The sequence below is a fragment of the Streptomyces sp. NPDC041129 genome, from assembly GCF_055592265.1.
The window spans coordinates 253,984-266,815 of the sequence record NZ_JBVIYV010000004.1 but is presented as its reverse complement, the minus strand read 5'-3'; the positions used below and the strand labels follow the sequence as shown (position 1 = coordinate 266,815).

Below are 12,832 nucleotides of genomic sequence, written 5' to 3'. Positions count from 1 at the left end.
CTTGTCCACAGGCTGTGGACGACTCATCGCATCGACCCCATGCGGAAGGTCCGCCGGTACGCGGTCGGCGTCACCCCGAGCGCCTGCTGCAGATGCTGGCGCATCGACTGGGCCGTGCCGAAACCGGCGTCCCGGGCCACCTGGTCGACCGACAGCTCGCTGGACTCCAGCAGGTGCCGGGCGCGTTCCACGCGCTGCCTGGTGAGCCACTGGCCGGGGCTGACGCCGACCTCCTCACGGAACCGGCGGGTGAAGGTGCGCACCGACATGGACTCCTGCGCGGCCATGTCGCGGAGCTGGATCGGCTCGTGCAGCCGGCCGAGCGCCCAGGCGCGGGCCGCGGTGGTGGTGGCGAGCTGCGGATCGGGCACGGGGCGCTCGATGTACTGGGCCTGGCCGCCGTCGCGGTGCGGCGGTACGACGGTGCGGCGGGCCACCTCGTTGGCGACGGCCGTGCCGTGGTCGCGGCGCACCATGTGCAGGCACAGGTCGATCCCGGCGGCCACCCCGGCCGAGGTCAGCACGTCGCCGTCGTCGATGAACAGCACGTCCGCGTCGACGTCGATCTTCGGGAACATCCGCTGGAACCGCTCGGCGTCGGCCCAGTGCGTGGTCGCCGGCCGGCCGTCGAGGAGTCCGGCGGCGGCGAGGACGTACACGCCGGTGCAGATGGAGGCGAGGCGGGTGCCGGGCCGGATGCGGGCGAGCGCGGCGGCCAGCTCGTCGGTCAGCCTGCCCTCGTCGTAGAGCGGGCCGAGTTCGTACGACGCCGGGACGATCACCGTGTCGGCCGTCTCCAGCGCCTCGGGGCCGTGCGCGACGTGCACCGCGAAGTCGGCGTCCGTGTCGACCGGGCCGGGCTGCCGGACCGAGCAGGTCACCACCTCGTACAGGTGCCGGCCCGCGGCGTCCCTGGGGCGGCCGAAGATCCGGTGCGGGATGCCGAGCTCGAAGGGGAGCAGGCCGTCCAGGGCCAGGACGACGATGCGGTGCGGGCGGGACTCCTCGCCTACGGTCATGGCCCGATCCTAGCGAACGCTGTCCTTCGGGCCACTCGCTGTGCGGCACCGCCTCCAGGAGGCTCTATGACGTGACTCAGACAACCGAAGCCGCCGCTCCGCTCCAGGCCCCGCCCGCCCGGCGCCGCCGGGTGCACCGCGCCTGGTACGTCGCCGCCGTCACGTTCGTCACGATCATCGGCGCGGCGGCCTTCCGTTCCCTGCCCGGTCTCCTCATCGACCCGCTGCACCAGGAGTTCGGCTGGTCGCGCGGCACCATCGGCGCGGCCGTCTCGGTCAACCTGGCGCTCTACGGGCTCACCGCGCCCTTCGCCGCCGCGCTGATGGACCGCTTCGGCATCCGCCGGGTGGTGGCCGTCGCGCTCACCGTGATCGCGATCGGCGCCGGTTCCACCGTCTGGATGACGGCGCCCTGGCAGCTCATGCTGTGCTGGGGCCTGCTGGTCGGCCTCGGCAGCGGGTCGATGGCTCTGGCGTTCGCCGCCACCGTCACCAACCGCTGGTTCACCGAGCGGCGCGGCCTGGTCAGCGGCATCCTCACCGCCGCCTCCGCCTCCGGCCAGCTCATCTTCCTGCCGGTGCTGTCCTGGATGGTCGAGAACCACGGCTGGCACCCGGCGGCCGTCACCGTGGCCCTGGCCGCCCTCGCCGTGGTCCCGTTCGTGTGGATCCTGCTGCGCGACCACCCGGCCGACGTGGGCCTGAAGCCGTACGGCGCCCAGGAGTTCGTACCGAAGCCGCCCCCGGCCACCGGCGCCGCCCGCCGCACCCTCGGCGTCCTCGCCTCCGCCGCCCGCACGGGCCCGTTCTGGCTGCTGGCCGGCACCTTCGCGATCTGCGGCGCCTCCACCAACGGCCTGATCCAGACGCACTTCGTGCCCGCGGCGCACGACCACGGCATGCCGGTCACGGCGGCCGCCTCGCTGCTGGCGGTCATCGGGGTGTTCGACGTCGTCGGCACGATCGCCTCCGGCTGGTTCACCGACCGCTTCGAGCCGCGCCGCCTGCTCGCCGTCTACTACGCCCTGCGCGGTGTCTCGCTGCTGTTCCTGCCGATGCTGCTCGGCCCGTCGGTGCACCCCCCGATGGTCTTCTTCATCGTCTTCTACGGCCTCGACTGGGTGGCCACCGTCCCGCCCACCCTGGCCCTGTGCCGGGAGCAGTACGGCGAGGACAGCGCCATCGTCTTCGGCTGGGTGCTTGCCTCCCACCAGGTCGGTGCGGCCCTGGTCGCCTATCTCGGCGGTGCCGCCCGCGACGTCTTCGGCTCCTACAACATGGTCTGGTACGCCTCCGGCACCCTGTGCGCGGTGGCGGCCCTGATGGCCCTGGTCATCCGCCGCCGCCCGGCGATCGCGGCACCGGTCCTCGCGCAGCCGGTCTAGCGGGACCGCCCGGGGCGAGGGCGCCGGTGAGGGTCGCGTCCCCGCTCCGTAGGCTGCGCCCATGGGGCGGGGAGAGACACCGGGAAGACCCGGCGGGAACGTGTACTGGTCGGCCGCCGATCTGGGCGCGGCGGCCGCGATGGGCGGGGCGCAGCTTCCGGCGGCGGGCCTGCTGTGGTGGATCGTCGTCAGCACGGCCCAGGACGACTACGGAGCGGGTTCCGGCGGCGCCCTCGGCGCGCTCTGCGTGCTCCTCTTCGCGCCGCTGCTGCTGCCGCTGCTGGGCATGGCGCTGACCTTCGCCCTCACCCTGCCCGCGGTGGTCCTCGCCCGCCTGGCCGGCCGCCGTCTCGGCGGCCCGTCCTGGCTCTGGCACCTGGTGACGCCGCTCGCCCCGGCCGTCGTCTGGGGCGGGGTGACGGTACCGCTGTGGTCCCTCACCACGTCCGTCCCGGTCCTGACGGCCCTGGGCGTCCTGCCCACCCTCTGGGTCGGGTGCGCGCGCAGGCGCGCCTGGCGGCAGTGGGGCGTCTGGTGGCGCGCGGCGGCCGGATCGGCGGTCCTCTTCCTCGCGGCTCTGGGCGGCGGGTTCCTCGCCACCGAGACGGGCGTCGTCGAGCAGTACGAGCCCCCCGAGCTGACCACCGCCCGGCTCGCCGGGGTATGGCACGGCGACGACGGGGCCGAACTGCGGCTGGGCCCCGACGGGCGGGCGACGGCGGTGCGGCTGCCCGCCGAGCCCCCGGACTACGACTGGCTCGACCACGAGTACGTCAAGTGCGCGGGCGACGGCACCTGGAAGCCGCACCACCGGGACGACCTGGGCCGCGGCGGCATTCTGCTGAGCCTCGACGGCGACTGCGGCGAGGACACCGACTGGACCTTCGGCGGCACCGAGGAGGATCCCGAGCTGTACGTCCTGTTCGGCGATCCGGACGCGGGCCGGCTGTGCGTCCTGACGCGGGAGGGCTGACCCGAGCCGACGTCAGGGAGGTCCGAGCGGCGAGGTCACCGCCGGGCGCCCGCCGCGAGCGTCCTGGCCACCGCCCTGGCGATCCGCTCCGCGTCGATCGCCAGCTCCCGGAACATGCCGCTGATCGGATTGGTGAACCCGGTGAAGTACAGGCCGGGGGCCCCGTGCGGCGTGCGGGGCCCGTTCACCACGGGCCTGCCGCGTCCGTCCAGCACGCCCAGTTGCCCGACCAGCCCCTCCAGCGCCCGTTCGTAGCCGGTGGCCGCGATCACGGCGTCCGGCGTGAGGCGGCCGCCGTCGGCGAGGACCACCTTCCCGTCCTCGAACCCCTCGACGGCGGCGACGATCTCCACCTTCCCGCCGCGCACCGCCTCGACGATCCCGACGTCCTGCACGGGGATGGCCCCCTCGCGCACCCTGCTGTACAGCCCGCTGTCGGGACGCGGCAGCCCGTGGGCGGCGAGATCCGGGGTGATGAACCTGCCCAGGGCCCGCGCGAGCCGGTCCACGATCGGCACCGGCAGCCGCCGGACCAGCACACCCGTGTACTGGGCGGCCCATCCGGCGGTCGAGCGGCGCACGATGTGCGGGGCGGTGCGCACGGCCAGGCGCACCCGCGCGGCGCCGCCCTCCACCAGATCGACGGCGATCTCGGCACCGGTGTTGCCGATGCCCACGACCAGCACGTCCCGGCCCGCGTACGGCCGCGCGTCGCGGTACTGCCCGGCGTGCAGGAACTCCCCGCCGTAGCCGTCCAGGCCCGGCCAGTCGGGCACCCGCGGGGTGTGGTTGTGGCCGGTGGCGACGACCACCGCGCTGCCGGTCAGCTCCCGCCCGCCGGAGGCGTGCAGCAGCCAGCCGTCGCCGTCCCCGGCGCGCTCGACGCGGAACACCTCCACGCCGGTGACGATCTCCAGCTCATGGTGCTCGGCGTACTTCTCGAGGTACCGGACCACGTCGTCCCGGGACACCCACCGCCCGAACCTGCGGGGGATCGCGAGGCCCGGCAGGGCCGACAGACGCCGGGTGGTGTGCAGGTGCAGGCGGTCGTAGTGCCGCCGCCAGGAGGCGCCCACCCGGTCCGTCTTCTCCAGCACCACGGCCCGCAACCCCCGGGCCCGCAGCGCGTGCGCGGCGGCCAGTCCGCCGGGGCCGGCGCCTATGACGTAGACGGGACGGTCGGCGGGGGTCGCGGAGGGGCGCGCGGAGGAGGGACGGGAGTCGGCCATGAGCGCGAGCGTAATCACACACCCGGTTGATGGGTCTCGGTCAAGACCGGAATTGGTTGCGGATTGATCACGCGTGTAGGGAAAGTGGGCGGGATCGGTGGCAGGGAGCGGGAAATCCGCTGTTTTCACCGGACTGCCGAGCCGGATCATGGGCGCATGCGCCCTGACGACTGGCAGCTGACCGACGACCCGGACGCGTTCATGGCCCGCGCGGGCGGCTTCCTGCGCTCCCGTCCGGCCCTGCACACGGTCCCGCTGACGGTGCTGGACGCACTGCGCAGCCGGGGCCGGCACCTGTACGGCGACGAGGCCCCACTGTTCGGCATGCTGCGGGACGGAGCCGACGGCGTCCACGCCGCGTTCCTCCACACGCCCCCCTTCCCGCTCCACCTCACCCCGCTCGGCCCGGAGGGCACCGAGGCGCTGGCGACCCGTCTGGCCGACGCCGGCCACCCGCTCGCCGGCGTCTCCGGCGAGGGCGCCACGGCGGCGGCCTTCACCGCGTCCTGGCAGCGGCGAACCGGCGCGCCGGCCCGGCTCGCACAGCGTCAACGGCTCTACGAGCTGGCCGAGTTGAGTGCCCCGCAACCGCCCCCGGAAGGCCGGGCCAGGGCGGCCGGACCGGCGGACCGGGACCTGCTGACGCGCTGGTACGACGAGTTCAAGGACGCGGTCGGGCAGAGCGCCGGCCAGGGCGCGGGCCCCTGGGCGGACGCCCGCATCGCCCACGGCGGCCTCACCCTCTGGGAGACCCCCGACGGCACGCCCGTCTCCATGGCCGGTGCGACCCCGGAGACGGCGGGCCAGGTCCGGGTGGCCCCGGTGTACACACCGGCACACCTGCGCGGCCACGGCTACGCGGGCGCGGTGACGGCGGAGGTCAGCCGCGCCGCCGTGACGGCCGGTGTGGCCCACGTGCTCCTCTTCACCGACCTCGCCAACCCCACCAGCAACGGCCTCTACCAGCGGATCGGATACCGGGGGGTGGCGGACTTCGCGGTGTGGGGGTTCGGGGACTGAACCCGCCCCGGGGCGAGGTGGGTCACGGCCACAGGAGGTTCTTGCTCCAGCCGAACTCCGTGCGCCGGTATTCGAGGCGTACGTGTCGCCGGTCGGGGTCGCCCTGGAAGAACTCCACCGCCTCCGGGCGCAGTCGGTACAGGGTCCAGGTGGGGGAGGGCTCGGACGGGTTCTCGCGGGCCCGCTCCCAGGCCGCTTCCGACACCTGCCGCAGCTCCTCCAACGAGGACAGGTCCTCGCTCTGCCGGCCGGTCAGGGCCGCCGCCAGCGCGCCCGTGGAGCGTGCGTGCAGGTCCGCCAGGCTCTCGTGCGACGGGGCCGACGCCACCGCGCCGCGCACCCGCACCTGGCGGCCCAGTGCCGGCCAGTAGAAGGCCAGGGCCGCGTAGGGGTGGGCGTCCAGGGCGCGGCCCTTGCGGCTCGTCGAATGGCTCGCGAAGGACCAGCCGTCCGCGTCGGCGCCGTGCATCATGACGATCCGTACGTCAGGCCTGCCCTGCTCGTCCGTCGTCGCCAGCGACATCGTGTGCGGTTCCGGCTGCCCGGCCTCCACCGCCTCCGCGAACCAGCTCGTGAACAGGGGCAGGGGCGTCGGGGGAGCGGTGTCCGGGTCGAAGGGGCGCAGCTCGGTGACCCCGGGGGCCCAGACCCGCAGGGACCGCAGCATGTCGTGGAGATCCTTTTGTGCCATGGGGCGAGTATGGCCGCCCGCGGCGGCCGTACTCGCCCTGTACGCACCCCGGTCCCGGCCCGGCGTCACCGGGGCGCGCTCGCCGAGGAGCCGCCGGCCCTCAGAGCGTCGCCAGCCGCTCCACCAGCAGCAGCGCGCCGATGCCGAGCATCGCCGCGCCCGAGGTACGGGTGACCGCGCGGGCCGCCGCCGGGCGGGCGGCGAGGAGGACGCGGGCGAGCGCGCCGACGGTGAGATAGACGGCCGCGCAGCACGCCATGTGGAGCAGGCCCAGCGTCGCCGTCTGCGCGGGTACGGGCAGCCGGTCGCCGGTGAGGGTGAGGAACTGGGGGAGTACGGACAGGTAGAGCAGCAGGCCCTTGGGGTTGAGGCCGCTGATCGTGGCACCCCGCAGGAAGAGCCTGTCGTCGGCCGGCGGGCCGGCGTCCGCGTCCGGTACGGCCGGACGGCGCAGCACACCCCAGCCCAGCCACAGCAGATAGCCCGCGCCCACCACCGTCAGGGCCGTCAGCAATCGGGGCGAGCCCGCCACCAGGACCGCGAGGCCCGCCGTCGCCAGGACCGTGTGCAGGGCGTACCCGCAGACCAGTCCCGCCACCGCGCGCGGTACCCGGCCGCCGCGCAGGGCGGTCGCGATCACGTACGCCCAGTCGGCGCCCGGCACGCACACCAGCAGCAGGTCGACGGCGAGAAAGGAGAAGAGCAGGCCCGGTTCCATACCGGCGACATTAGGCGTGAATGGCCCGAAAGTGTTCCTGTTGTTTGCCCTGCATCCAACGATAGGAGGGAGAATCTTCCTCATGGACGACGTGGACCGGAAAATCCTTGCCGAGCTTCAGCAGGAGGGGCGGCTGACCGTGACCGAGCTGGCCGCCCGGGTGCGCCTGAGCGTCTCGCCCTGCCACCGGCGACTGCGCGAGCTGGAGCGCTCCGGCGCCATCCAGGGCTACCGGGCGGTGGTGGACGCGGGCGCGCTCGGGCTGAACTTCGAGGCGCTGGTCTTCGTCTCCATGCGGCAGGAGGACCGCGACACCGTCGCCGAGTTCGAGCGGGCGGTCGGCGAGCTCGACCATGTCCTGGACGCCCAGCGGCTGTTCGGCGAGCCCGACTACCTGCTCCGGGTGGCCACCGCCGACCTCGCGGCCTTCCAGCGGCTGTACGACGAGCGGCTGGCGACCCTGCCCGGGGTGCAGCGGCTCACCTCGACGCTGGTGATGAAGCACGTGGTCCGGGACCGGCCGCTGCCCGCGACGCGATAGCGCGGGAGCCCGTCACCCAAGCCCTGGAGGAGAGCCGGCCCCGGCCGATGAAAAAGCAGGCGGTGGCCCACTCGGGTGAGCCACCGCCTGCCAGACAGGACCTGGAATCCGGATATCGGTACGTCCGTTATTTGCTCGGCTTCTTGCCGGTCACACCCAGGTGGACCAACAGCGCGAGGTTGGGCTTGAGTTCGGCCTGCTTGACGCCCCAGGAGGAGAAGCCCTTCTGGTGCGCGGCCACCGAGGCGAGCATCGTGACCAGCGAGCCCGCGATCGCCGCCGGGTTCACGTCCTTGTCCACCCGCCCCTTGGCCTGCAGTTCGCCGATCGACTCGGCCAGGGAGCCGTTCACCGAGTTCAGGATCTTCATACGGATCTTGTAGAACCGTTTGTCCCCCTCGGCCGCGCCGAGGTCGATCACGCGCAGGATGGCGTCGTTGCGCCGCCAGAACTCCAGAAAGCCGTCGACGAGTTCCTGCGCGGTCTGCCAGCCGGACTTGCCGGCCCAGGAGCGTCCCTCGAGCAGTTCCGCCAACCCGGCGCCCTCGGTCGCCATGTGCTCGGCGATCTCCAGGACGGCCCCTTCGACGTCCGGGAAGTACTGGTAGAAGGTCGCCGGCGAGGTGCCTGCCTTCCGGGCGACATCGATGACCTTGACGTCCCGGTAGGGGGAGGAGCTGAGCATCTCGCTGAGGCAGTCGAGCAGCTTCTGCCGGGTCGCCTGCCCACGTCTGCCGGCCACGCGGCCGTCGACGGTACGCACTTGTCCTGTCATGTCGTCAGCTTACCGACGGGTGATCTGAGCGCGATTCGGCCGACTGCAAATGGGGTGCACGGGGGAAACGGGCATGGTGTGGCTGGTCTGCGGGCTGCGCGCGCCCCCGCTACTTTGGCGGCATGGCCGAAAACAGGGCATCCGCGAACGAAGAGGCGTACCCCGAGGGCATCCCCTGCTGGGTGGACGCCGAGCTGCCCGACGTCGAGGCGGGCAAGCGGTTCTACGGAGAGCTCTTCGGGTGGGACTTCGAGGAGTCGTACGGCTCCTCCGTGTGGGCCCTGCTGAACGGCGACCGCGTCGCCTCGCTGGCTCCCAAGACCGACGGCCGCATGCCCACGGTGTGGACGGTGTCCTTCGCGACCACGGACGCCCGGGCCCTCGGCCGGCGGATCGTCGCGGCCGGCGGGCAGGTGGTGATGGCCCCGTTCCCGGTGGGCGACCTCGGCACCGCCGCCCTGGTGACCGACCCCGAGGGCGCGGTGTTCGCCCTGTGGCAGCCCGGCACCCACTCCGGTTTCGGCCGGCGGCGCGAGCCGAACACGTTCGTCTGGGCCGAGCTGTACACCCGGGACACGGCCGCCGCCAACACCTTCTACGGCGACCTCTTCCACGACGCCCTGTTCGGCACCGGGACCGAACCCGACTTCGGCCGTGCCGACGTCACCGAGGTCTTCCCGGCCGAGATGCCCCCGCACTTCCTCGTCCACTTCCGCGTCACCGGCCTCGACGACGCCCTCGGTGCCGTGGGGCGGCTCGGCGGCCGGGTGCAGAAGCCGCCCTTCGAGACGTCGTACGGACGAGTGGCCGTCGTCACCGACAATCAGGGGGCGTCGTTCGCCCTGCTGGAACGGTGAGGCAGAGCGCCGCGACGATGAAATGACCTTATTCGGCATGAGACACCCCGATTCGTCACCGGGTTCGCAACCGGCCGCCCGGCCAGGAAGAATCAGGGTGCGTGCCGCCATGGCGGTGCGGTGGTGAGACGCTGCACTTCGGTCGCGTACATATGTGGGTGGCGCGGCTCGTACGGGGAGGTGGCAGGCAAGTGGTGGATCAGCTGACGCAGCACGATCCGCGGCGGATCGGGCCGTTCGAGGTGCTGGGCCGGCTGGGCGCCGGCGGCATGGGGCTGGTCTATCTGGCACGCTCGGCATCCGGCCGGCGCGTGGCGATCAAGACGGTCCGCACCGAGCTGGCCGAGGACCAGCTCTTCCGCGTCCGCTTCACCCGCGAGGTGGAGGCGGCCCGCGCGGTCTCCGGCTTCTACACGGCGGCCGTGGTCGACGCCGACCCCCGTGCCGCCGTGCCCTGGCTCGCGACCGCCTACGTCCCCGCGCCCTCCCTCGAGGAGATAGTGAACGAGTGCGGCCCGCTCCCGGCGCAGGCGGTGCGCTGGCTGGCGGCGGGCGTGGCCGAGGCCCTGCAGTCCATCCACGGCGCGGGCCTGGTCCACCGTGACCTGAAGCCGTCCAACGTCCTCGTCGTCGAGGACGGCCCCCGGGTGATCGACTTCGGCATCGCCTCCGGCGTCTCGAACACCCGCCTGACGATGACGAACGTCGCCGTCGGCACCCCCGCCTACATGTCCCCCGAGCAGGCGAAGGACTCCCGCAGCGTCACCGGCGCCAGCGACGTCTTCTCGCTCGGCTCGATGCTGGTCTTCGCCGCCACCGGCCACCCGCCCTTCCACGGCGCCAACCCGGTCGAGACGGTGTTCATGCTGCTCCGCGAGGGCCCGGACCTCACCGGCCTGCCGGACGAGCTGCGCCCGCTGATCGAGTCCTGCATGCAGATGGAGGCCACCGGCCGGCCCAACCCCGCCGACCTCCAGGCCCAGCTCGCCCCGCACCTGTTCGGCTCCGGCTCCGACGACAGCGGCACCGCCTCCGCCTGGCTGCCCGAGAAGGCGGTCGGCCTCATCGAGACCCGCCGCGGTGGCCGCCCCGCCGCCAAGCCGGCCCCCACCGCGCCCGGCCCGCGCAGCGGCGGCCGGGCGGCCGTGCCCCCGCCGCCGTCCTACGACCCCGCGGTCCCGGCCGCCGCGCAGACCGGCGCCCCCGACACCGGACCGGTCCGGCTGGCCGGCGCGGCCGTGCCCATCGGCCCCGGCCCGCGCGTCGCCGACGCCCGCGCCGCCGCCGTCAAGGCGCCCCCGCCGGAGGCCGGCCTGGTGGCCGGCTGGTCCCGGCCCCGCCAGGGCGTGGCCGGCGCCGACCCCGCCGTGCCGCCCGTCCCGGCCGTGCCCCCGGAGACGGCGAACGGCTGGCGCCCCTGGCGGTTCCGCATGTCCAACGACGTATGGGGCACCCCGTCGGTCGACGGCGAGCTGGTCTACGTCACCTCCTTCGAGGTGCACGCGCTGGATGTGGCCACCGGCCGACGCCGCTTCAAGACGCGGGACGTGGCCTGGTCGATGGCGGTCGCGGACGGCCGGATCCACGCCTCCGACGGACCCACCCTGTTCGCGCTGGACGCCCGCGAGGGCGGCGACCTGTGGCGGCTGAACACGGACGCCTGGGTGTACTCGCTGCACGCCGACCACGGCACGGTCGTCACCGGCACCCGGGGCGGCGGCGTCCAGGCCTGGGAGGCGGCGAACGGCCAGAAGCTGTGGGAGATCAGCGGCTGCCAGACCGACTTCGAGTCCCCCGAGTCCGGGCCCGCCGTCCACGACGGCACCGTCTACGTCTGGCAGGACGCCCGGCTGCGCGCCCTGGAGGCCCGCACCGGCGAGGAGCGCTGGTCGTACCCGATCGGCGACGCGGCCTCCTGCGGCGGAGTACCGGTCCGCATCACCCCGGCCCCCGACGGCTACGTGTACGTCTCCGCCGGCACCCGGGTCCTCGCGATCGAGGTGGCGAGCGGTCTGGTGCGCTGGCACTTCGAGGCCCCCGCGGTCTTCCTCTGCCCGCCCGCCTTCGCGCCCGGCCCCTCCGTCACCGGCGGCGGCATCTACCTCGCCGACTACCTCGGCACGGTCTACGCCCTGGACGCCACCGACGGCCGTGACCGCTGGCGCATCGCGACCGAGGCCCGCTCCTCCGTCGAGCCGGTCCTGGTGGCGGCCGGCCATGTGCACGTGGGCAGCGGCAAGGGCCTGTACACGCTGGACGCCGTCACCGGCACCCCCAAGTGGCGCTTCCAGTCCGGCGGGGACGTCGTGGGCACCCCCGTGGTCGCCGAGGGCCGCATCCACTTCGGCTCCACCGACCACCTCCTGTACACCCTCAAGTCCGACGACGGCCGGCTGCGCTGGAAGCTCGCCACCGGCGGCGAGATCACCGGCTCCCCGGTCGTCAGGGACGGAGTGGTGTACGCGTGCAGCAAGGACCGGTGCGTGTACGCGCTGGACGCGGAGAAGGGGACCGGCACGGCGCGGACCACCTGACGCGCAGGACGGCCGCCGCCGGGTACGGGACGGCGGCCGTGCGGTGACATGGCCGTGACAGTGGGCCGATAGGTTGACGGTATGCAGCGACGCGGTCACACACTCAGGCTCACGGCGGTGTCGGCGCTGGTGGTGCTCGCCCTCACCGGCTTCACGGGAAGGCACGGGCACAGCCACAGCCACTCCGGCGGAGGCGGCTGCAGCAGCTCCAGCCAGGACCACGACTCGTCGTCGAGCGTCGGCAAGTCGGGCTCCGGGCACTACCACGACTACGACGACGACTACTACGGCGACACCACCGGCGGAAGCACGTCCGGCAGCGGCGGCGGAACCAGGTACACGCCCAGCCCGACGCCGTCCCTGAAGGCCGCGAAGGCGAAGCTGGTGAGCTGCGCGACGCAGAAGTCCCAGTACGCGACCGTCGAGGTCACCAACCCCAACGCGGTCGAGGGCGACTTCACCGTACGGGTCGAGTTCGACGACAAGCGGGGCACGGCCGTCGCCGACAACTTCACGACGGTCACCGTCCCCGCCAGGGGCACGGCCCGCGCCGAGGTGAAACTCGTCGACAGCCTCGGAGACCCGGACGACGGGCTCATCCTCGAGGTCCACCACTGCAAGGCGAACCCGGTGGCGGAACCGGTGGGCTGACGCCCCCCGGACACACCTCGGCCGCGACGGCTCCCCCTCCGCGCCGCCGCGGCCGTTCCCCCGCTGGGAGTCAGGTCTACTTGCCGTTCAGGTCCAGGGCCGGCGGGGCCGGGGCGTGCTGGTCCAGCGTGGTGATCTCCTCGACCGCCTTGGGCGGGGCCGGCGCGTGCTGGTCCAGCGTGGTGATCTCCTCGACCGCCTTGGGCGGCGCAGGAGCGTGCTGGTCCAGCGTGGTGATCTCCTCGGCCTTCTTGGCTTCGCTCATGGCGGGACTCCCCGATAGACAGATGACGTACTTGGTGGGCCCACCCGTTCGGCAACTCCCCCGAGGGCTGCCGAACGGGCGTTCCGGAGGCCTCAGAGTAGCCGTGAGGCCCAGGAGATCCGTCTGCCCCCCGACACGGCGGATCGCTTAGAAGAGAGTGGCAGCGGCCCATAA

13 protein-coding genes are annotated in these 12,832 nt (G+C 73.4%); 7 read left to right on the top strand and 6 right to left on the bottom strand.

Annotated elements, in window-relative coordinates:
• Window positions 1–23: 23 nt before the first annotated feature.
• The gene (locus tag ACZ6B1_RS16825; protein ID WP_468779021.1) at window positions 24–1,019 is read right to left on the bottom strand and encodes a GlxA family transcriptional regulator; all 996 of its coding nucleotides are present in this window, start codon (window positions 1,017–1,019) and stop codon (window positions 24–26) included.
• Window positions 1,020–1,090: 71 nt separating this feature from the next.
• Between ACZ6B1_RS16825 and ACZ6B1_RS16820 the strand changes: the two genes are divergently transcribed.
• Window positions 1,091–2,404: an MFS transporter gene (locus tag ACZ6B1_RS16820; protein WP_468779020.1), complete on the top strand. Its 1,314-nt coding sequence runs from the start codon at window positions 1,091–1,093 to the stop codon at window positions 2,402–2,404.
• Between the two features lie 61 nt (window positions 2,405–2,465).
• Window positions 2,466–3,377 (top strand): hypothetical protein, encoded by a 912-nt coding sequence (locus ACZ6B1_RS16815; protein ID WP_468779017.1) that lies wholly within the window; start codon window positions 2,466–2,468, stop codon window positions 3,375–3,377.
• 35 nt (window positions 3,378–3,412) lie between these two features.
• Here the strand turns inward: ACZ6B1_RS16815 and ACZ6B1_RS16810 are convergent, their stop codons facing one another.
• Entirely contained in the window at window positions 3,413–4,606 is a 1,194-nt protein-coding gene (locus ACZ6B1_RS16810) for a flavin-containing monooxygenase (protein WP_468779014.1), read from the bottom strand.
• Between the two features lie 156 nt (window positions 4,607–4,762).
• Here ACZ6B1_RS16810 and ACZ6B1_RS16805 point away from each other — a divergent pair, with 156 nt between their 5' ends.
• Complete coding sequence (locus tag ACZ6B1_RS16805; RefSeq protein WP_468779012.1) at window positions 4,763–5,626, top strand: GNAT family N-acetyltransferase; 864 nt, start codon at window positions 4,763–4,765, stop codon at window positions 5,624–5,626.
• A gap of 22 nt (window positions 5,627–5,648) precedes the next feature.
• Here the strand turns inward: ACZ6B1_RS16805 and ACZ6B1_RS16800 are convergent, their stop codons facing one another.
• On the bottom strand, window positions 5,649–6,317 hold the full coding sequence (locus ACZ6B1_RS16800; RefSeq protein ID WP_468779010.1) for a pyridoxine/pyridoxamine 5'-phosphate oxidase: 669 nt from the start codon (window positions 6,315–6,317) through the stop codon (window positions 5,649–5,651).
• 100 nt (window positions 6,318–6,417) lie between these two features.
• Complete coding sequence (locus ACZ6B1_RS16795; RefSeq protein WP_468779008.1) at window positions 6,418–7,035, bottom strand: LysE family translocator; 618 nt, start codon at window positions 7,033–7,035, stop codon at window positions 6,418–6,420.
• 82 nt (window positions 7,036–7,117) lie between these two features.
• On the opposite strand from ACZ6B1_RS16795, the gene ACZ6B1_RS16790 reads away from it, so the two are divergent.
• Window positions 7,118–7,576, top strand: a complete 459-nt coding sequence (locus ACZ6B1_RS16790; RefSeq protein ID WP_468779006.1) for an Lrp/AsnC family transcriptional regulator — start codon at window positions 7,118–7,120, stop codon at window positions 7,574–7,576.
• A gap of 127 nt (window positions 7,577–7,703) precedes the next feature.
• On the opposite strand, the gene ACZ6B1_RS16785 is transcribed toward ACZ6B1_RS16790, so the two are convergent.
• Window positions 7,704–8,339: a TetR family transcriptional regulator gene (locus ACZ6B1_RS16785; RefSeq protein ID WP_468779398.1), complete on the bottom strand. Its 636-nt coding sequence runs from the start codon at window positions 8,337–8,339 to the stop codon at window positions 7,704–7,706.
• A gap of 134 nt (window positions 8,340–8,473) precedes the next feature.
• Here ACZ6B1_RS16785 and kbpA point away from each other — a divergent pair, with 134 nt between their 5' ends.
• The 3 genes from kbpA to ACZ6B1_RS16770 all read left to right on the top strand — a co-directional run bounded on the left by kbpA (window position 8,474) and on the right by ACZ6B1_RS16770 (window position 12,393).
• Window positions 8,474–9,208, top strand: a complete 735-nt coding sequence (kbpA, locus tag ACZ6B1_RS16780) for an AfsK-binding protein KbpA (protein WP_468779004.1) — start codon at window positions 8,474–8,476, stop codon at window positions 9,206–9,208.
• A 191-nt stretch (window positions 9,209–9,399) separates the two neighbouring features.
• Window positions 9,400–11,742 carry an outer membrane protein assembly factor BamB family protein gene (locus ACZ6B1_RS16775; protein ID WP_468779002.1) on the top strand — a complete coding sequence of 781 codons (2,343 nt, stop codon included), beginning with the start codon at window positions 9,400–9,402 and terminating at the stop codon, window positions 11,740–11,742.
• Window positions 11,743–11,823: 81 nt separating this feature from the next.
• Entirely contained in the window at window positions 11,824–12,393 is a 570-nt protein-coding gene (locus ACZ6B1_RS16770) for a hypothetical protein (RefSeq protein ID WP_468779000.1), read from the top strand.
• Window positions 12,394–12,469: 76 nt separating this feature from the next.
• Here ACZ6B1_RS16770 and afsS read toward each other — a convergent pair whose 3' ends face one another.
• Window positions 12,470–12,658, bottom strand: a complete 189-nt coding sequence (afsS, locus tag ACZ6B1_RS16765; protein WP_468778998.1) for a regulatory protein AfsS — start codon at window positions 12,656–12,658, stop codon at window positions 12,470–12,472.
• Window positions 12,659–12,832 lie beyond the last annotated feature (174 nt).

Bases quoted from the DNA above. Each gene is read 5' to 3' on its own strand.
- ACZ6B1_RS16810 (WP_468779014.1), bottom strand. From the start codon at position 4,606: ATGGCCGACTCCCGTCCCTCCTCCGCGCGCCCCTCCGCGACCCCCGCC.
- ACZ6B1_RS16800 (WP_468779010.1), bottom strand. From the start codon at position 6,317: ATGGCACAAAAGGATCTCCACGACATGCTGCGGTCCCTGCGGGTCTGG.
- ACZ6B1_RS16815 (WP_468779017.1), top strand. From the start codon at position 2,466: ATGGGGCGGGGAGAGACACCGGGAAGACCCGGCGGGAACGTGTACTGG.
- kbpA (WP_468779004.1), top strand. From the start codon at position 8,474: ATGGCCGAAAACAGGGCATCCGCGAACGAAGAGGCGTACCCCGAGGGC.
- ACZ6B1_RS16790 (WP_468779006.1), top strand. From the start codon at position 7,118: ATGGACGACGTGGACCGGAAAATCCTTGCCGAGCTTCAGCAGGAGGGG.
- ACZ6B1_RS16825 (WP_468779021.1), bottom strand. From the start codon at position 1,019: ATGACCGTAGGCGAGGAGTCCCGCCCGCACCGCATCGTCGTCCTGGCC.
- ACZ6B1_RS16795 (WP_468779008.1), bottom strand. From the start codon at position 7,035: ATGGAACCGGGCCTGCTCTTCTCCTTTCTCGCCGTCGACCTGCTGCTG.
- afsS (WP_468778998.1), bottom strand. From the start codon at position 12,658: ATGAGCGAAGCCAAGAAGGCCGAGGAGATCACCACGCTGGACCAGCAC.
- ACZ6B1_RS16805 (WP_468779012.1), top strand. From the start codon at position 4,763: ATGCGCCCTGACGACTGGCAGCTGACCGACGACCCGGACGCGTTCATG.
- ACZ6B1_RS16770 (WP_468779000.1), top strand. From the start codon at position 11,824: ATGCAGCGACGCGGTCACACACTCAGGCTCACGGCGGTGTCGGCGCTG.